Consider the following 16,897-nt stretch of genomic DNA (forward strand, 5'->3'; position numbering starts at 1 on the left):
GCTCAAGCCCCCAGAACACTTTGCCCACAGACCCGCAACGCTTGCCCGGTGAACGCGCCCGTGCCCGGTTGCGCCAGCCACGCCACGGCTTCGGCGACGTCCTGCGGCAAGCCACCCTGGCCCAGCGAACTCATGCGCCGCCCGGCTTCGCGCAGGCCGAATGGAATGTGCGCAGTCATTTGCGTTTCGATGAACCCGGGGGCGACGGCGTTGATGCTGATGCCGCGTTCCAGCAGCGTCGGCGCCCAGGCCTGGGCCAGACCGATCAGGCCAGCCTTGCTCGCCGCGTAGTTGGTTTGCCCGCGATTGCCGGCGATGCCGCTGATCGAGGCAAGCAGGACCACCCGTGCGTTGTCGCGCAGGGTGCCGCTGTCGAGCAGCGCCTTGGTCAGCACTTGCGGCGCGTTGAGATTGACGGCCAGTACCGCGTCCCAGAATTCCGGGGTCATGTTGGCCAGGGTTTTGTCACGGGTGATGCCGGCGTTGTGCACGAGGATGTCGAGGCCGTCGGGCAGTTGTTCCATCAATTGCGCGGCGGCGTCATCGGCGCAGATATCGAGGGTGATCGCCCGGCCGCCGAGGCGCGCGGCGAGGGCCTCGAGGTCGGTCTTGGCCGGTGGTACATCGAGCAGAATCACCTCGGCGCCATCACGGGCCAGGGTTTCGGCAATCGACGCGCCGATGCCGCGTGCAGCACCGGTGACCAGCGCCTTGCGCCCGGCCAAGGGGCGCGTCCAGTCGGTCACTGGCGTGGCGCACGCGGTCAGGCGAATCACTTGACCGGAAACGAATGCACTTTTCGGCGAGAGGAAGAATCGCAGCGGCCCTTCCAGTTGATCTTCGGCACCTTCGCCGACGTAGATCAGCTGCAAGGTGCCACCGCCGCGCAGCTCTTTGGCCAGCGAGCGCGAGAAGCCTTCGAGTGCTCGCTGCGCACTGGAGGCGAACGGATCACCCAAGCTTTCCGGCGCGCGGCCGAGGATGACCAGATGCGCGCTATGGTCGAGATTCTTCATCAATGGCTGGAAGAACTCGCGCAACTGCTTGAGCTGGTCGGTGTGTTGCAGATCGCTGGCGTCGAACACCACCGCTTTGAGTTTCGGCCCGTGGCCGGGGATCCATGCAGTGGCCAGCGAGGGCTCGGTGCCGTAGCTGTAGATGGCATCGGTCAAGCGATTGGCAAACACGCTGATCCGTTCGGCCAGCGGCCCGCCACCGATCAACAGGGCGCCCTCGATCGGCCGCAGACGTCCCGCCTGCCAGCGTTCCAGCCGCACCGGCGACGGCAGGCCCAAGGCCCCGACCAGACGATGGCCGAAGGATGAGTTGGCGAAGTCGATATAGCGGTCAGACATGGAACGCTCTCCAGAAGTTGGGGTTCAAAGTGTGGACTGCCTGCGGCAATCAATCGTTCGATCGGCGCAATAAGGCCTACGCTGGTTTAGCAGAGTAGACCACTGACCCTGTGGGAGCGGGCTTGCCCGCGATGGCGGAGTGTCAGCCGCTGAAGGGTTGGGAATGCCGCCCCCATCGCTGGCAAGCCAGCTCCCACAGGTTTCCATGTGAATCCGCAAATTCCACAGGAGTTATCCATGACCCAGCTGCGCCGCGTCGCGATCATCGGCGGTAACCGCATCCCTTTCGCCCGCTCCAACGGGCCGTACGCCACGGCCAGCAATCAGGCGATGCTCACCGCCGCGCTGGAAGGCCTGATCGAACGCTACAACCTGCACGGCCAGCGCATCGGCGAGGTAGTGGCGGGCGCTGTGCTTAAATTGTCACGGGATATGAACCTGACCCGCGAATGCGTGCTCGGCTCGCGCTTGTCTCCGACGACACCGGCCTATGACATTCAGCAAGCCTGCGGCACCGGTCTGGAAGCGGCGTTGCTGGTTGCGAACAAGATCGCCCTTGGCCAGATCGACAGTGGCATTGCCGGCGGCGTCGACACCACCTCCGACGCGCCGATCAGCGTCAGCGAAGGCCTGCGCAGGATTCTTCTGCAGGCCAACCGCGCCAAGAGTACCGGCGACAAACTGAAAACCCTTTTGCAGTTGCGCCCCCAGCACCTGATCCCCGAATTCCCGCGCAACGGCGAGCCACGCACTGGCCTGTCGATGGGCGAGCACTGCGAACTGATGGCGCAGACCTGGAATATCCCCCGCGAAGAACAGGATCAACTGGCCCTCGAAAGCCATAACAAACTCGCCGCTTCTTACAGCGAAGGCTGGCACAACGATCTGATGACGCCGTTCCTCGGCCTGACCCGCGACAACAATCTGCGCCCGGACCTGACCCTGGAAAAACTCGCCACGCTGAAACCGGCCTTCGAGAAAAGCGCCAAGGGCACGCTGACGGCGGGCAATTCCACGCCGCTCACCGATGGCGCTTCGGTGGTGTTGCTCGGCAGTGAAGAATGGGCCAGAGAGCGCGGTTTGCCGATTCTTGCCTACTTGCGCGACGGCGAGGCGGCGGCGGTGGATTTCGTCAACGGTGCCGAGGGCCTGCTGATGGCGCCGGTGTACGCCGTGCCACGCTTGCTGGCGCGCAATGGGCTGACGTTGCAGGATTTTGATTACTACGAAATTCACGAAGCCTTCGCCGCGCAAGTGCTGTGCACGCTCAAGGCCTGGGAGGATCCCGAATATTGCCAAACCCGCCTGGGGCTCGACGCACCGCTGGGTTCGATTGATCGCAGTCGGCTCAATGTGAAGGGCAGTTCGCTGGCGGCGGGGCATCCGTTCGCCGCGACGGGCGGGCGGATTGTCGCGAATCTGGCCAAGCTGCTGGATGCGGCGGGCAAGGGCCGAGGGTTGATTTCGATCTGTGCGGCGGGCGGGCAGGGTGTCACCGCGATCATTGAACGCTAAGCAGTATTCCAATGTGGGAGCGAGCCTGCTCGCGAAGGCGCCGTGTCAGTCGCCATCATTCTCTGCTGACAGAGCGCTTTCGCGAGCAGGCTCGCTCCCACAGGGGATCCGGTGCATGTGCATGTGCATGTGCATGTCAGATTCTGTCGCAAATGCCCTTGCCGACCGATACCAATCAATGCCACGGTCTCGGCTATGATTCGCCCGGGTCGCTGCGATTGATCCGGCACAGTGTGTGCATCCTCAAGGTTCACAGGTCGGCAACCCCTCCCCGTCGGGCGAGGATTGCCGTATAACGAGTGACATTCGCGTGTTTGGTAATAAAGGACCCACAATAAAAGCTGATGAAGACTCCAAAACGCATTGAACCCCTGATCGAGGACGGTCTGGTCGACGAAGTGCTGCGTCCACTGATGAGTGGCAAAGAGGCAGCTGTTTATGTAGTGCGCTGCGGCAATCAGTTACGTTGCGCCAAGGTCTACAAGGAGGCGAATAAACGCAGTTTCCGCCAGGCGGCCGAGTATCAGGAAGGCCGCAAGGTTCGTAACAGTCGTCAGGCGCGGGCCATGGCGAAGGGGTCCAAGTTCGGTCGCAAAGAGACCGAAGACGCCTGGCAGAACGCCGAAGTGGCGGCGCTGTTCCGTCTGGCCGGCGCCGGTGTGCGAGTGCCCAAACCCTATGACTTCCTCGACGGCGTGCTGTTGATGGAGCTGGTGGCTGACGAATTCGGCGACGCTGCGCCGCGTCTGAACGACGTGGTACTGGAGCCGGATCAGGCGCGCGAGTATCACGCCTTCCTGATTTCGCAGATCGTGCTGATGTTGTGTACCGGTCTGGTGCACGGTGACCTCTCCGAGTTCAACGTGCTGCTGACACCTACCGGCCCGGTCATCATCGACTTGCCCCAGGCAGTCGACGCTGCGGGCAACAACCACGCGTTCAGCATGCTCGAGCGTGACGTTGGCAACATGGCTTCGTACTTCGGTCGCTTCGCGCCGGAATTGAAGAAGACCAAATATGCCAAGGAAATGTGGGCGTTGTACGAAGCCGGCACCTTGCACCCGAACAGTGTGCTGACCGGCGAGTTCGACGATCCGGAGGACCTGGCGGATGTCGGCGGGGTGCTGCGCGAAATCGAAGCGGCGCGCCTCGACGAGGAACGCAAGCAGGCCATTCGCGCGGCGGACGACGCGCCGAAAGGCAAACCCGAAGAACCGCCTCCACCGCCGTGGATGCAGTGATCGCGTGATGAAAAACCCGGCTTCGGCCGGGTTTTTTGTGCCCGCGCATTTTCCGCAAACGCGAGCATGCCCTTGTAGGAGCTGCCGAAGGCTGCGATCTTTTGCCTTTGCTTCAAGGACAAAATCAAGAGATCGCAGCCTTCGGCAGCTCCTACAAGGACCGTATGTGAGTACCCCACGCAACACCCACCTGATCGTAACCGCCCGGCTGATCTCCGATTTCGGCGCCTTCCTCAACATGGTCGCGCTCGCCACTTACGTTTATTTGCTGAGCAACAGCGCCATGAGCGTCGGCATCTTCCTCGCCAGCCGTGTCAGTGGCGGAATTTTCGCCAGTCTGATCGGCACGCGCTTCTACCGGCGCTGGCAGGGCCGCGCGCCGCTGATTGCGTTCGATCTGTTGCGTGCGGCAGTGCTGGGGCTGCTGTTGATCACACCGGCGAGTCAGCAGGCATGGCTGTTGCCGTTCATTGCCTTCGGCCTCGGCTTGGGCAATTCGATGTTCGCCATCGGCCTCAACAGCAAGTTGCCGCGTTTGATCGAGCCGGCGCAATTGCTCAAGGCCAACGCCTGGATCACTTCAGCTTCTTCAGCCGCCATGGTCGGCGGCAGTCTGGTGTCGGGGTTGCTGGTGGCTGCTTTTGGTTTCGAAACGGTCTTCGCCCTCAACGCGCTGACCTATTTGCTTGCGGCTCTGCTGATCGTGCCGCTGCGTTTCGAAAAAACGCAGGTCAGCGAACAGCCGGTACGCGGTGAATGGTTTGCGCTGCGGCAAGGCCTGCGTTCGACGCCAGTGGTTGCGGCAATGCTCGCGGTGACCATGGCCGACACCTTGGGCAGCGCCGCGCACAACGTCGGCTTCCCGATCATTTCGAAACTGCTCACGCCGGAGGCGGCGAGTACGACCTTGGGCCTGGCGCTTGCGGTATGGGCCAGCGGCAAACTGCTCGGCGCACGCATCGCCAGTCACCTCAAGGGCTCGGAGAACAGCCACCTCGAAAGAAGATTTTTCTTCGGCGTGGCGCTGATGTCATGCGGTTTCATTCTGATGTTCCAGCAGCACGGCCTCTACGGTCTGCTGCTGTTCGCCTTGCCGGCCGGGCTTGGCGACGGGGTTTCCGAGGTCAGCCTGATGTCACGGCTGCAACGGGAACCTGCGGCTTTGCGCCTGCCGATTTTCAGCGTGCTGACCTTGCTGCAGATGACCGGTTTCGGCATCGGCATGCTGGTCGCTGCGCCGTTCTATGCGTGGTGGACGCCGGGGGCCGTGGTCATGCTGTTCCACGGCATTCCCTTGGGTACGTTGTGCGTGGTGACGCTGTTGCGGATCAGGCGCGGGCGGGTTGCGCGCAGCAGCCCGACGCCAGTTCCTTGAGGATCGGGCAGTCCGGGCGATGGTCGCCGCTGCAATGCTCGACCAGATCCTGCAGGGTGTCACGCAACTCGCCGAGCTCGCGGATCTTCTGATTCAGCTCATCGATGTGCTGGCGCGCCAGTGCTTTCACATCGGCGCTGGCACGCTGGCGATCCTGCCAGAGGGTCAGCAGCTTGCCGACCTCTTCCAGGGAAAAGCCCAGATCCCGCGAGCGCTTGATGAAAGCCAGCGTGTGCAGGTCATCGCTGCCGTACACGCGGTAACCGCTGTCGGTGCGATTGGCCGCTTTGAGCAGGCCGATCGATTCGTAATAGCGGATCATTTTTGCACTCAGGCCACTCTGCCGGGCTGCTTGGCCGATGTTCATCGGTGTTCCTCCAGGTCCTTGGGTTTCCAGGTTTTCAACAGTAGCGCATTGCTCACCACGCTGACGCTCGACAGCGCCATCGCCGCGCCGGCCAGCACCGGATTGAGGAAGCCGAACACCGCCAGCGGAATGCCGATCAGGTTGTAGACAAAGGCCCAGAACAGGTTCTGGCGAATCTTCGCGTAGGTCTTGCGGCTGATCTCCAGCGCTGCCGGCACCAGTCGCGGATCGCCGCGCATCAACGTGATGCCGGCCGCGTGCATGGCAACGTCGGTGCCGCCGCCCATGGCGATGCCGATGTCTGCGGCGGCGAGGGCCGGGGCGTCGTTGATACCATCGCCGACCATGGCAACCACGCCGGTTTTCTTCAGCTCGGCCACCGTCGCGGCTTTGTCGGCAGGCAGCACTTCGGCGTGAACATTGCGGATGCCCAAGGCCTCGGCCACCACACGTGCGCTGCCGCGATTGTCGCCGGTCAGCAGGTGGCTCTGGATATCCCGTGCGGCGAGTTGTTGCACCGCTTGCAGAGCGCCGGGTTTCAGCGTGTCACCGAAGGCGAACAGACCAAGCACCTTCGGCTCGGGACTTTGCTCAATCAACCACGACAATGTGCGGCCTTCACTTTCCCAAGCCTCGGCGGATGAGCTCAATTCACCGGCACCCAACCCGCTTTCGTCGAGCATCCGCCGATTGCCCAGCGCCAGGCGCCGGCCATCCAGCGTGCCAGCGATGCCGCGCCCGGTCAGCGACTGGCTGTCGCTGACGTCGGGCACATTCAAGCCGCGTTCGGCGGCGGCATCCAGCACCGCTTTGGCCAACGGATGCTCGCTGCCGCGCTGCAACGCGCCAGCCAGGGTTAGCAAATTGTTTTCGTCACCATCGACCGCGCTGAAGTGCGCGATACGCGGCGTACCCGAGGTCAGCGTGCCGGTCTTGTCGAACACCACGCTGCTGACTTCATGGGCGCGCTCCAGCGCTTCGGCGTCCTTGATCAGAATGCCGTGGCGTGCGGCGACGCCGGTGCCGGCCATGATCGCCGTCGGGGTGGCAAGGCCGAGGGCGCACGGGCAGGCAATCACCAGCACGGCGACGGCATTGATCACCGCAGTTTCCAGCGGTGCGCCGTACAGCCACCAGCCGATCAGCGTGGCCAGGGCGATCAGCAACACGGTCGGCACGAAAATCTGGCTGACCTTGTCGACCAGTTTCTGGATCGGCGCTTTCGCCGCCTGCGCGTCCTCGACCAGACGAATGATCCGCGCCAGCACCGTTTCCGCGCCGAGCGCCTGGGTGCGCACCAGCAAACGACCCTCGCCGTTGATCGCGCCGCCGGTGACCTTGTCGCCCGGTTGTTTCGGCACTGGCAGGCTTTCGCCGCTGATCAGCGCTTCGTCGGCGTGGCTCTGGCCTTCGACGACTTCGCCATCCACCGGGAAGCGTTCGCCGGGTTTGACCAGCACCAGATCGTCGAGGCGCAGGGCGCTGATCGCAACGTCTTGCTCACGCCCGTCGATGACTTGAATCGCGCGCTCCGGCCGCAACGCTTCGAGAGCGCGGATGGCGCTGGCGGTCTGGCGTTTGGCGCGGCTTTCGAGATATTTGCCGAGCAACACCAAAGCGATGACCACCGCCGAGGCCTCGAAATACAGATGCGGCATGCGTCCGGCGGCGCTGGCCCATTCATAGACACTCAGGCCATAACCGGCGCTGGTGCCGAGGGCGACGAGCAGGTCCATGTTGCCGGCGCCGGCGCGCACGGCTTTCCACGCCGCCACATAAAAGCGTGCGCCGAAGATGAATTGCACGGGGGTGGCGAGGGCGAATTGCGCCCAGGCCGGGAGCATCCAGTGAATGCCGAACGGCTGCAGCAACATTGGCAACACCAGTGGCAGAGCGAGGGCGATCGCACAGATCAATGCCCAGCGCTCGCGATGCAGGCGTTTTTGCTGGTCATCGGACTGTGGCCGTTCAGCTTGCCAGACGCTGGCCGAGTAACCGGCCTTGCTCACCGCGTCGAGCAGGGTTTGCGTATCGACCTGGCCGAGCAATTCGATGTGCGCACGTTCGTTGGCCAGATTGACGCTGACGCTGCTCACGCTTGGGACTTTGCTCAGGGCACGTTCGACGCGACCGACGCAGGAGGCGCAGGTCATGCCGTCGATGCTCAATTCGACGGTTTGCCGGGGCACGCTGTAACCGGCGCGCTCCACAGCTTGCATCAGCGCCGGCAGGCTGTCGCCGGGCGCCTGCACCCGGGCCTGTTCGGTGGCGAGGTTGACGCTGACGGTGCTGGCGCCGCTGACGTTGCGCAGGGCTCGCTCGACACGCCCGGCGCAACTGGCACAGGTCATGCCGGCAATCGGCAGATCGAAAGTGATGGATTCGGACATCGGTCGCGCTCCCTGTAGTGGATGTCTACAGGATCAACCTTGCCATGCGGGCAAGGTCAAGCACCATTTCGCAAGATGTTGATCGTTCCCACGCTCCGCGTGGGAATGCCTCCTGTGACGCTCCGCGTCACGCTTCGGGACGCAGAGCGTCCATGGCTGCATTCCCACGCAGAGCGTGGGAACGATCGGCAACGGGTCGGCGCTTGGCTCAGTAACCGAGGCCAGCCGGCTTCAGGTACACGCCTTCGGCATTCATCGCCAGGCGGAACTTCAGCACATCCCCGGCGTGCAGCACGACTTCCTGCGAACCCGGCGCCAGCATCCCGGGATTGCAACCCGGCGCCTGGCCCGGCAGCAGCTTCAAGCGCAGCGAAACCTTGCCCGGCGGCAGGTTGAACGAAGTGCTCTGCTCCTGGAACAGGCGCGCCGAGAGCTGGTCCTGGATGTACACGCCGATCTCGCACGAGGTCGCCACTTCGAGGCGCTCGCGGGAAATGATCAGTACCGCGTAATCCTCGCCGGCGGCTTGCACCTGCGGGACGGCGGCGAAAAGGCTGAGCAAGCCAAACAGGCCCAAAGCTGACCAGCGCATGGCTGAATCTCCTGAATTTCAGTCATTGATACACGCAGCTTGGCCGAGCGCGGCGCCGATTGCCAGCCCGGCAGTTTTTCGCAGAACTTGACCTTGCCATCGTGGCAAGCTCGAGACTGCCGGCAACCTCACTCAAAGGAGTCTTCCCATGCAAGTGTTCAACGTTCAAGGCATGTCCTGCGGTCATTGCGTCAAAGCCATTACCACTGCGGTGCAGGCGCTGGATCCGGCAGCCAGCGTGCGGGTCGATCTGGCGGCCAAGGAAGTCGGCGTCGAAAGTGCGCTGAGTGCCGATCAGGTCATCGCAGCGATTCGCGAAGAGGGTTATGAGGTGAAGCTCGTCTGAAATTGATCGTTAGCGAGCTATCGGAATGTTCAAGGCGTCCGGGCGCGGCTAGACTGTCGGGCTGCGACTTGCCCACCTGGATGCCTGATGAACTTCCGCACGATTTTGATACTCGGCGCCTTGAGCGCCTTCGGTCCTTTGGCGATCGACTTCTATTTACCTGCCTTCCCGGCCATGGCGCTGGCCTTCGGCACCGATGAGCAGCATGTCCAGCTGACGCTGGCGGCTTACTTCCTCGGTCTGTCGCTGGGCCAACTGGCTTACGGGCCGATTTCCGATCGTTTCGGCCGGCGACTTCCGCTGCTCAGCGGCGTTGCTCTGTTCACCCTGGCGTCATTGGCCTGCGCCTACGCGCCGAGCCTGGAATGGCTGATCGGCGCGCGTTTCGTCCAGGCACTCGGTGGCTGTGCGGGGATGGTGATTTCCCGCGCGGTGGTTGCCGACAAGTGCGACGCGGTGGGCTCGGCGAAGGTGTTTTCCCAATTGATGCTGGTGATGGGCCTGGCGCCGATTCTGGCGCCGATGCTCGGTGGGCTGCTGGTCAATACCACGGGTTGGCAGTCGATCTTTCTGGTGCTCACCGGGTTCAGTGCGGCGGCGGGTCTGGCGGTGGCGTTGGGGCTGCCGGAAAGCATGCCGGCCCACGTGCCGCGCCAGCCGTTGTCCGGTGCGTTGCGCCAGTACGCGCGACTGGTCAAGGACTCGGTCTATCTGGGCCATGCCCTGACCGGTGGCATCGCGATTGCCGGCATGTTCGCCTACATCGCTGGCTCACCGTTTGTGTTCATCAAGCTCTACGGTGTACCCGCCGAGCATTTTGGCTGGCTGTTCGGCACCAACGCGGCGGGGTTCATTCTGGTGGCGCAGGTCAATGCGCGTCTGCTGGCCAAGCGTGGCCCGGCGTTCTTGCTGGTGCGCGCGGTGTGGGTGTATTTCCTCGCCGGGCTGACGCTGTTGGCGGTCAGCGCGATGCGTCCAGAGGCGTTGTGGCCGTTGCTGATTCCGCTGTTCATCTGCATTGCCAGCCTCGGCTGCATCATTCCCAACGCCTCGGCCTGCGCGATGAACGGTCAGGGCGCCCGCGCCGGCAGTGCTTCGGCAATGCTCGGTTGCCTGCAATTCAGCATCGCCGCCGGTGCTGCCGCGTTGGTGGGGGTGTTGCACGATGGCAGCGCCGTGCCGATGGCCATGGTCATCAGCCTGTGTGGTTTGCTGGTGGTGAGCGTCGCGCTGCTCACCCGGCGCTTGCAGAATGCCCGGGCGTTGGCGCAAGCCCAGGTTTGACGCTCTGCCTGGAAAGCTCAGCCGGCGGCGCGCTGCTGGCTGGGTTCGGGGATTCGGTGGGGCGCGCAGAGTCGCGCTTCGAGGGTGCGAGTGAAGGCCAGAGCCTCGGCTTCACTGCGAAAGGTTACGACGTGCTGGTCCAGGCGCACCTGCCATTGAGACTTTGCCACTTCTTTTATCAGGATCTTCATTGCTGACCTCCCTTGCGTAAAAGATGTATCGCAGAGGCTTCGATTGTAGACCTCGATACCCGCGTAATTGTGACAAGGGTCAAGCAACCGACTGACGGCAAAAAGCCCCGCAACCGCTCTGGCATCACGAGCGGTTGCGGGGCTTTATTTTTTTAGAAACCTTCTAAAACAATTTTCCCCTTGGCCTTGCCGCTTTCCAGCAGCTCATGGGCGCGTCGCAGGTTGGCTGCATTGATCACGCCGAAGTGCTCGCCCAAAGTTGTCTTCAAAGTGCCGGCGTCGATCAGTTCGGCGACGCGGTTGAGCAGCTTGTGCTGTTCGATCATGTCCGGCGTTTCGAACAGCGAGCGGGTGTACATGAACTCCCAGTGCAGCGACAGGCTCTTGCGCTTGAGCAGGCTGATGTCGAGGGACTTCGGATCGTCGATCAGCGCCAGCTTGCCTTGCGGCGCGAGGGCTTCGACCAGTTGCGCCAGATGCTGATCGGTCTGGGTCAGGCTGGCGACGTGGGTCACGCTGTCGATTCCGGCGCGCTTCAATTCTTCGCTCAGTGGCTGGCTGTGATCGATGACCAGATCGGCACCGAGTTCGCTGACCCAGTCACGGGTCTGTGGGCGCGAAGCGGTGCCGATTACTTTCAGGCCGGTCAACTGCTTGGCCAATTGGGTAAGGATCGAGCCCACGCCGCCCGCCGCACCAACGATCAGCAGGCTCTGGCCTTGATCATTGCGGCCTTCGCTGATTTGCAGGCGCTCGAAGAGCAATTCCCACGCAGTGATGGCGGTCAGCGGTAGCGCGGCGGCTTCGGCAAAACCGAGGGACTTGGGCATGTGACCGACGATGCGCTCATCGACCACGTGCAACTCGCTGTTGCCACCGGCCCGGGCAATCGAACCGGCGTAAAACACCTTGTCACCGGCCTTGAACAGGGTGACGTCGCTGCCCACGGCTTTCACCACACCGGCAACGTCCCAGCCCAGCACTTTCGCCGTGCCGTTTTCCGGCGCCATGTTCTGCCGCACTTTGGTGTCGACCGGGTTGACCGAGATGGCTTTGACTTCCACCAAGAGGTCGCGCGGGCCTGCGACCGGTTCTGGCAGTTCAATGTCTTGCAGGGACTTGGTGTCGCTGATCGGCAGGGACGCGTAATAGGCAATGGCTTTCATGGATGGCTCCGTACAGTTGATAGAAGAAGGATTCAGGCAATCTTGCCGAGGCGTTTGAGCTGGAAGTGTTCGATGGTGTGGCCGGCGCTGGCCTGAAAATTCTGAAAATGCGCGCTGGCGTTGTGCGTCTCAAGAATCTCGTCACTGGCCCACTGTTCGATGACATAAAAAACCTGCGGATCGGCAAGGTCGCGGTGCAGGTCGTACTGGCCACAACCCGGCTCGGCGCGGCTCGGTTCGACAAGGGCACGCAGCGCCTGTTCGAGAACGTCCTGCTGACCGGGCTTGGCGGTCAGAGTAGCAATAGCGGTAAAGGGCTGGGACATGCGCGGACTCCAGAATCGGGGTGAATTCGATGGAGGCCATCATTGGCTATTTCTCTGCGCGATAAAACCGGCTAAAAGAGCAGTCTCTTTCAATATTTTTTTGATAATCGAGGCTGCGCATGCTGCGTTTTGATGACCTGCAGTTGTTTGTCCGCGCGGCGGATCTGGGCAGCCTGTCGGCGGCGGCACGGGTGATGGACATGTCTGCGGCGGTGGCCAGCGCAGCGTTGAAGCGCATCGAGCAGCAACTCGGCGCACGACTGCTGGCGCGGTCGACCCGCAGCCTGCGCCTCACCGCCGAGGGTGAAGGTTTTCTCGAATATGCGCGCGCCGCCCTGAGCAATCTCGACGAAGGGCGTCGCCTGCTCGCCAGCGGTCAGGATCAGGTCAGCGGGATTTTGCAGCTTTCGGCGCCCTCGGACTTCGGCCGCAATCTGCTGCTGCCGTGGCTCGACGCGTTCCAGCGTGAACACCCGAAACTGACGGTGCGCCTGCTGCTTGGCGACCGCATCGCCGACCTGTTCCGGCAACCGGTGGACATCGCCCTGCGCTACGGCGAGCCGGAAGATTCCAGCCTGATCGCCTTGCCCATCGCCCCACACAATCGCCGGGTGTTGTGCGCATCCCCCGACTATCTGGCCCGGCATGGGGAGCCGCGCCAGCTCGAGCAATTGGCCCAGCACAACTGCCTTTTGTACATGCTCGGCAGCCGCGTCCACGACCACTGGAGTTTTCACGATGGCAAGCGCGAAGTCGGCCTGACCGTGAGTGGCGATCGCTTCAGCGATGACGCCGACGTCGTGCGGCTATGGGCGCTGGCCGGTGCCGGTATTGCCTACAAATCCTGGCTCGACGTCGGCGCCGATGTGCTCGCCGGACGCCTCAAAGTGCTGATGCCGGAACTGCTGTGTGAGCGCGCACCGCTGAATCTGTTGTGCGCCCATCGCGCACAATTGAGTAAGCCGGTGAACCTTCTGAGAGAGATGCTCGCCAGCCGATGCGCCGAATTGAGTAGCCAATTTCCCGGTTTCCTCAAAGTTGATCATTAGTCGCAGGCAATTAGAGAAATTTCTGTCAGGAACAATCGCCACCTGCCCAGGCCCAGGCGCAGGACGTCTGGCTTAACCCGCTTATACTAGCGCCCGCCTCATGCCTGCACTGACACCCGGCGCGCAGACCCCGTAACGCGTTGCCGGCTTTTGGTGACGGTTGCTACTTCTGCTGCCAGGTTGTGTGCCGGAGCAGCTGGTGTCGGTGGCATCCCTTGCCACCGATCCCGGGCGATTTTCGCGTGTTGGCCGATGCCCCATAACCGGCCAGGATGTCTCCGAGCGGTAGACGATACGATTCAACAGGGAGTGAACATATGGAACATGCACCGTGCATCAGCCAGATCGCGACATTGCTGGCCGACCCCAAGCGCAGCGCGATGATGTGGGCGTTGATGGATGGCTCGGCGCGGCAAGCCGAAGAGCTGGCGCTGCTGGCCGGGCTCTCGCCGTCGTCGGCCAGTGCGCATCTGGGACGCCTGTCCGCAGGGGGGCTGTTGAACATTGAAATGCGTGGGCGCAAACGCTTCTTTCGCCTGGCGGCACCGGAAATCGGCGCGGCAATCGAAGCACTGGCCAGCGCCACCATTGCCAGCGCGCCACGGCAAATCCCTGATGCGCTGAAACGCACGACTCCCATGGTCAGGCCGCAGGCGGCGCCGTCTTCGCTATTGCGCGCGCGATTCTGCGACGATCATCTGGGCGGCACCCTGGCGGCCGACCTGTATCAGCGCCTGCTCGACGCCGGCTGGATCGAACAGCTTGAGCAGCGGGTGGTGGTGACGCACAAGGGCTCCACCCGACTGGCGCAGCGCGGAGTGTTCATCCAGGCCCTGGCCCATCGCAACGTGCAGGTCGCCTGCGCCTGCCCGGACTGGAGCGAGCGCCGTCCGCACATGGGCGGCTCACTGGGCGCGGCGCTGTTGCAGTTATTCATGCAGTCCGGCTGGCTGACCTTGCCCAACGATTCCCGCGCCTTGCAGTTGACCGCCACCGGCCAGCGCGAAATCCATCGCTTTGCCAAGGAAACCGAGCTGGAAACAGCGTTCTAGAGCGTTGCTCGGCGATGAGCTGAAGGCTGACGTCGTCCACGGCTGTGAACAGGTCGCATCCAGTACGACCTCTGTATGACCATCGCGCACACTCGATCCGGGGATTTTCCGGATGGGGGAGCACAACATGAATACACAACGCTTTAGTGCGGCTGAACGCCTGGAACGGCTGCCGCTCAGCGGCTATCACCGCGTCATTTTCATCATCATCGCCTTGGCGTTTTTCTTCGATTCCATGGATCTGGCGATGATGACTTTCCTGCTCGGCTCGATCAAAGCCGAGTTCGGCCTGAGCAGTGCGCAAGCGGGGTTGCTGGCCAGCTCGAGCTTTTTCGGCATGGTGCTCGGGGCGTCGTTGTCAGGGATGCTCGCCGACCGCTTCGGGCGCAAACCGGTGTTTCAGTGGAGCATCGTGCTGTGGGGCGTGGCCAGTTACCTGTGTTCGACGGCGCAGACGGTGGAGACGCTGACGCTGTTTCGCATCCTGCTCGGAATTGGCATGGGCATGGAGTTTCCCATCGCACAGTCGATGCTCTCGGAGCTGATTCCGGCGCAACGACGCGGGCGCTACATCGCCCTGATGGACGGCTTCTGGCCGCTGGGGTTTGTCGCGGCGGGCGTGCTCTCGTACTTCCTGCTGCCGTTGATTGGCTGGCGCGATATCTTTCTGGTGCTGGCGGTGCCGGCGGTGTTCGTTCTGGCGATCCGCTTTTTCATTCCTGAGTCGCCGCGCTGGCTGGAACAGGCCGGGCGCGACGTCGACGCGGACAAGGTGTTGAACGGCATCGAAGCGCGAGTGCGTGCTTCGCTGGGCGGTGCAGACTTGCCGGAACCGGTTCGTTTGCCACGCACGGTGACGCCACCGGGTAATTTCTTCTCGGCACTCAAGCAGATCTGGTCGCCGCAATATCGCCAGCGCACAACGATGATCTGGAGTCTGTGGTTCTTCGCATTGTTGGGCTTCTACGGGCTGACTTCCTGGCTCAGCGCATTGCTGCAGCAGTCGGGTTTCGCCGTGACGCAGTCGGTGTACTACACGGTGCTGATCTCACTCGGCGGGATTCCCGGCTTCCTCATGGCGGCGTGGCTAGTCGAGCGTTGGGGGCGCAAACCGGTGTGCATCGTCACCCTGCTGGGCGGCGGGGTGATGGCGTTTCTGTACGGGCAGAGCGCGGTGTTCGGCGGTAACGTGGCGTTGCTGATCGGCACCGGATTGTTGATGCAGTTCTTTCTGTTCGGCATGTGGGCGGTGCTCTACACCTACACGCCGGAGCTGTACCCGACGTCCGCACGGGCAACCGGCTCGGGATTCGCCTCGGCCATCGGCCGCGTCGGCTCACTGCTCGGGCCATTGGTGACCGGGCTGGTGTTCCCGATTACCGGGCAGGGCGGGGTGTTCGCGCTGGGCGCGGCGTGCTTTGCGATCGCGGCGGGCGTGGTGTGGCTGTTCGGGATGGAGACGCGGGGCAAGACGCTGGAAGAGCTTACTGAAGCGCAGCTATTCAAATAAACGCAGCACCCTGTGGGAGCGGGCTTGCCCGCGATGGGGCCAGCAAATTCAACATCTATGTTGACTGACAATCCGCTATCGCGGGCAAGCCCGCTCCCACAAGTATTGATGTGATTTTGCAGTTGCTTACGGTTTTACCAACCGCGCATCCAGGCTGTTCTGCGCCAGGCGCTTGGCCTGATCCTGGGTCATGCCCAGATGCTCATGCAGAGCATGGAAGTTCTCGGTCACGTACCCACCGAAATACGCCGGGTCATCGGAGTTGACCGTGACCTTCACGCCGCGCTCGAGCATGTCGAGGATGTTGTGCTGCGACATGTGATCGAACACGCAGAGCTTGGTGTTCGACAGCGGGCACACGGTCAGCGGGATCTGCTCGTCGATGATCCGCTGCATCAGGCGCTCGTCTTCGATGGCGCGCACGCCATGGTCGATGCGCTGGATTTTCAGCAGGTCAATGGCTTCCCAGATGTACTCCGGCGGGCCTTCTTCACCGGCGTGGGCGACGGTGAGGAAGCCTTCGTCGCGGGCGCGATCGAAGACGCGTTTGAACTTGCTCGGCGGGTGGCCCATCTCGGAACTGTCGAGCCCGACCGCGACAAACGCATCACGGAACGGCAGCGCCTGATCGAGGGTTTTCTGTGCTTCGTCTTCGCTGAGGTGGCGCAGGAAGCTGAGGATCAAACCGCTGCTGATGCCCAGTTGCGTCTCGCCATCCTTGAGTGCGGCGGCGATGCCGTTGAGCACCACTTCGAACGGGATGCCCCGGTCGGTGTGGGTCTGCGGATCGAAGAACGGTTCGGTGTGGATCACGTTCTGCGCTTTGCAGCGCAGCAGGTAGGCCCAGGTCAGGTCGTAGAAATCCTGCGAGGTGCGCAGCACATCGGCGCCCTGGTAATACAGGTCGAGAAATTCCTGCAGATTGTTGAAGGCGTAGGCCTTGCGCAGGGTTTCGACGTCGCTCCACGGCAAGGCGATCTTGTTGCGTTCGGCCAGGGCGAACAGCAGTTCAGGCTCCAGCGAACCTTCCAGATGCAGGTGCAGTTCGGCTTTGGGCAGGGCGTTGAGCCAGTCGTACATAGTCTTTTCTCATCAGGTGCAATTCCGGCATTCTACAGAGGCTGGCCGCAACAATTGG

General features: G+C 62.7%; 16 protein-coding genes. 8 read left to right on the forward strand and 8 right to left on the reverse strand.

Features of this window, described 5'->3' with window-relative positions; genetic code table 11:
* Positions 1 to 2 precede the first annotated feature (2 nt).
* Positions 3 to 1,355, reverse strand: a complete 1,353-nt coding sequence (locus FEE99_RS07755; protein WP_041479639.1) for a 3-oxoacyl-ACP reductase — start codon at positions 1,353 to 1,355, stop codon at positions 3 to 5.
* Positions 1,356 to 1,592: 237 nt separating this feature from the next.
* Here FEE99_RS07755 and FEE99_RS07760 point away from each other — a divergent pair, with 237 nt between their 5' ends.
* The 3 genes from FEE99_RS07760 (at position 1,593) to FEE99_RS07770 (ending at position 5,486) form a co-directional block, all read left to right on the forward strand.
* Positions 1,593 to 2,870, forward strand: coding sequence for an acetyl-CoA C-acetyltransferase (locus tag FEE99_RS07760; protein ID WP_041479640.1), 1,278 nt, complete (start codon positions 1,593 to 1,595; stop codon positions 2,868 to 2,870).
* 344 nt (positions 2,871 to 3,214) lie between these two features.
* Positions 3,215 to 4,111: a PA4780 family RIO1-like protein kinase gene (locus FEE99_RS07765; protein WP_016771829.1), complete on the forward strand. Its 897-nt coding sequence runs from the start codon at positions 3,215 to 3,217 to the stop codon at positions 4,109 to 4,111.
* A gap of 166 nt (positions 4,112 to 4,277) precedes the next feature.
* A complete protein-coding gene (locus FEE99_RS07770; protein ID WP_041479641.1) occupies positions 4,278 to 5,486 on the forward strand; it encodes an MFS transporter in 1,209 nt (402 codons plus the stop codon).
* Here the strand turns inward: FEE99_RS07770 and cueR are convergent.
* The 3 genes from cueR to FEE99_RS07785 all read right to left on the reverse strand — a co-directional run bounded on the left by cueR (position 5,440) and on the right by FEE99_RS07785 (position 8,835).
* Entirely contained in the window at positions 5,440 to 5,853 is a 414-nt protein-coding gene (gene cueR, locus FEE99_RS07775; protein ID WP_016771827.1) for a Cu(I)-responsive transcriptional regulator, read from the reverse strand. The genes FEE99_RS07770 and cueR overlap by 47 nt on opposite strands.
* The gene (gene cueA, locus FEE99_RS07780) at positions 5,850 to 8,243 is read right to left on the reverse strand and encodes a copper resistance metal-translocating P1-type ATPase CueA (protein ID WP_041479642.1); all 2,394 of its coding nucleotides are present in this window, start codon (positions 8,241 to 8,243) and stop codon (positions 5,850 to 5,852) included. Before cueA ends, cueR begins: the two co-directional genes overlap by 4 nt.
* A gap of 208 nt (positions 8,244 to 8,451) precedes the next feature.
* Entirely contained in the window at positions 8,452 to 8,835 is a 384-nt protein-coding gene (locus tag FEE99_RS07785; RefSeq protein ID WP_024011458.1) for a hypothetical protein, read from the reverse strand.
* A gap of 148 nt (positions 8,836 to 8,983) precedes the next feature.
* On the opposite strand from FEE99_RS07785, the gene FEE99_RS07790 reads away from it, so the two are divergent.
* Both FEE99_RS07790 and FEE99_RS07795 read left to right on the forward strand, forming a co-directional pair.
* Positions 8,984 to 9,181: a cation transporter gene (locus FEE99_RS07790; protein ID WP_041479643.1), complete on the forward strand. Its 198-nt coding sequence runs from the start codon at positions 8,984 to 8,986 to the stop codon at positions 9,179 to 9,181.
* A gap of 87 nt (positions 9,182 to 9,268) precedes the next feature.
* Positions 9,269 to 10,465 (forward strand): multidrug effflux MFS transporter, encoded by a 1,197-nt coding sequence (locus FEE99_RS07795; protein WP_024011460.1) that lies wholly within the window; start codon positions 9,269 to 9,271, stop codon positions 10,463 to 10,465.
* Between the two features lie 17 nt (positions 10,466 to 10,482).
* Here FEE99_RS07795 and FEE99_RS07800 read toward each other — a convergent pair whose 3' ends face one another.
* The 3 genes from FEE99_RS07800 to FEE99_RS07810 form a co-directional block, all read right to left on the reverse strand.
* Positions 10,483 to 10,656 (reverse strand): hypothetical protein, encoded by a 174-nt coding sequence (locus FEE99_RS07800; protein WP_016771823.1) that lies wholly within the window; start codon positions 10,654 to 10,656, stop codon positions 10,483 to 10,485.
* 152 nt (positions 10,657 to 10,808) lie between these two features.
* Positions 10,809 to 11,822, reverse strand: a complete 1,014-nt coding sequence (locus tag FEE99_RS07805; protein ID WP_041479644.1) for a zinc-binding alcohol dehydrogenase family protein — start codon at positions 11,820 to 11,822, stop codon at positions 10,809 to 10,811.
* A gap of 32 nt (positions 11,823 to 11,854) precedes the next feature.
* Positions 11,855 to 12,148 (reverse strand): putative quinol monooxygenase, encoded by a 294-nt coding sequence (locus tag FEE99_RS07810; RefSeq protein WP_041479645.1) that lies wholly within the window; start codon positions 12,146 to 12,148, stop codon positions 11,855 to 11,857.
* Positions 12,149 to 12,267: 119 nt separating this feature from the next.
* On the opposite strand from FEE99_RS07810, the gene FEE99_RS07815 reads away from it, so the two are divergent.
* The 3 genes from FEE99_RS07815 to FEE99_RS07825 all read left to right on the forward strand — a co-directional run bounded on the left by FEE99_RS07815 (position 12,268) and on the right by FEE99_RS07825 (position 15,759).
* Complete coding sequence (locus FEE99_RS07815; protein WP_016771820.1) at positions 12,268 to 13,197, forward strand: LysR family transcriptional regulator; 930 nt, start codon at positions 12,268 to 12,270, stop codon at positions 13,195 to 13,197.
* Between the two features lie 317 nt (positions 13,198 to 13,514).
* Positions 13,515 to 14,249, forward strand: a complete 735-nt coding sequence (locus FEE99_RS07820; RefSeq protein ID WP_041479646.1) for an ArsR/SmtB family transcription factor — start codon at positions 13,515 to 13,517, stop codon at positions 14,247 to 14,249.
* 127 nt (positions 14,250 to 14,376) lie between these two features.
* Positions 14,377 to 15,759 (forward strand): MFS transporter, encoded by a 1,383-nt coding sequence (locus FEE99_RS07825; RefSeq protein ID WP_041479647.1) that lies wholly within the window; start codon positions 14,377 to 14,379, stop codon positions 15,757 to 15,759.
* 126 nt (positions 15,760 to 15,885) lie between these two features.
* Here the strand turns inward: FEE99_RS07825 and FEE99_RS07830 are convergent, their stop codons facing one another.
* Positions 15,886 to 16,839, reverse strand: coding sequence for an adenosine deaminase (locus FEE99_RS07830; RefSeq protein WP_024011466.1), 954 nt, complete (start codon positions 16,837 to 16,839; stop codon positions 15,886 to 15,888).
* Positions 16,840 to 16,897 lie beyond the last annotated feature (58 nt).

Source organism: Pseudomonas sp. ef1 (assembly GCF_007293365.2).
In the GTDB taxonomy this organism is placed as follows: domain Bacteria; phylum Pseudomonadota; class Gammaproteobacteria; order Pseudomonadales; family Pseudomonadaceae; genus Aquipseudomonas; species Aquipseudomonas siliginis.

What these genes read in the sequence shown, in the direction of transcription:
- FEE99_RS07805 (WP_041479644.1), bottom strand. Translation starts at nt 11,822, where the DNA reads ATGAAAGCCATTGCCTATTACGCGTCCCTGCCGATCAGCGACACCAAG.
- FEE99_RS07760 (WP_041479640.1), top strand. Translation starts at nt 1,593, where the DNA reads ATGACCCAGCTGCGCCGCGTCGCGATCATCGGCGGTAACCGCATCCCT.
- FEE99_RS07795 (WP_024011460.1), top strand. Translation starts at nt 9,269, where the DNA reads ATGAACTTCCGCACGATTTTGATACTCGGCGCCTTGAGCGCCTTCGGT.
- FEE99_RS07765 (WP_016771829.1), top strand. Translation starts at nt 3,215, where the DNA reads ATGAAGACTCCAAAACGCATTGAACCCCTGATCGAGGACGGTCTGGTC.
- FEE99_RS07830 (WP_024011466.1), bottom strand. Translation starts at nt 16,839, where the DNA reads ATGTACGACTGGCTCAACGCCCTGCCCAAAGCCGAACTGCACCTGCAT.
- FEE99_RS07815 (WP_016771820.1), top strand. Translation starts at nt 12,268, where the DNA reads ATGCTGCGTTTTGATGACCTGCAGTTGTTTGTCCGCGCGGCGGATCTG.
- cueR (WP_016771827.1), bottom strand. Translation starts at nt 5,853, where the DNA reads ATGAACATCGGCCAAGCAGCCCGGCAGAGTGGCCTGAGTGCAAAAATG.
- FEE99_RS07810 (WP_041479645.1), bottom strand. Translation starts at nt 12,148, where the DNA reads ATGTCCCAGCCCTTTACCGCTATTGCTACTCTGACCGCCAAGCCCGGT.
- cueA (WP_041479642.1), bottom strand. Translation starts at nt 8,243, where the DNA reads ATGTCCGAATCCATCACTTTCGATCTGCCGATTGCCGGCATGACCTGT.
- FEE99_RS07755 (WP_041479639.1), bottom strand. Translation starts at nt 1,355, where the DNA reads ATGTCTGACCGCTATATCGACTTCGCCAACTCATCCTTCGGCCATCGT.
- FEE99_RS07800 (WP_016771823.1), bottom strand. Translation starts at nt 10,656, where the DNA reads ATGAAGATCCTGATAAAAGAAGTGGCAAAGTCTCAATGGCAGGTGCGC.
- FEE99_RS07825 (WP_041479647.1), top strand. Translation starts at nt 14,377, where the DNA reads ATGAATACACAACGCTTTAGTGCGGCTGAACGCCTGGAACGGCTGCCG.
- FEE99_RS07785 (WP_024011458.1), bottom strand. Translation starts at nt 8,835, where the DNA reads ATGCGCTGGTCAGCTTTGGGCCTGTTTGGCTTGCTCAGCCTTTTCGCC.
- FEE99_RS07820 (WP_041479646.1), top strand. Translation starts at nt 13,515, where the DNA reads ATGGAACATGCACCGTGCATCAGCCAGATCGCGACATTGCTGGCCGAC.
- FEE99_RS07790 (WP_041479643.1), top strand. Translation starts at nt 8,984, where the DNA reads ATGCAAGTGTTCAACGTTCAAGGCATGTCCTGCGGTCATTGCGTCAAA.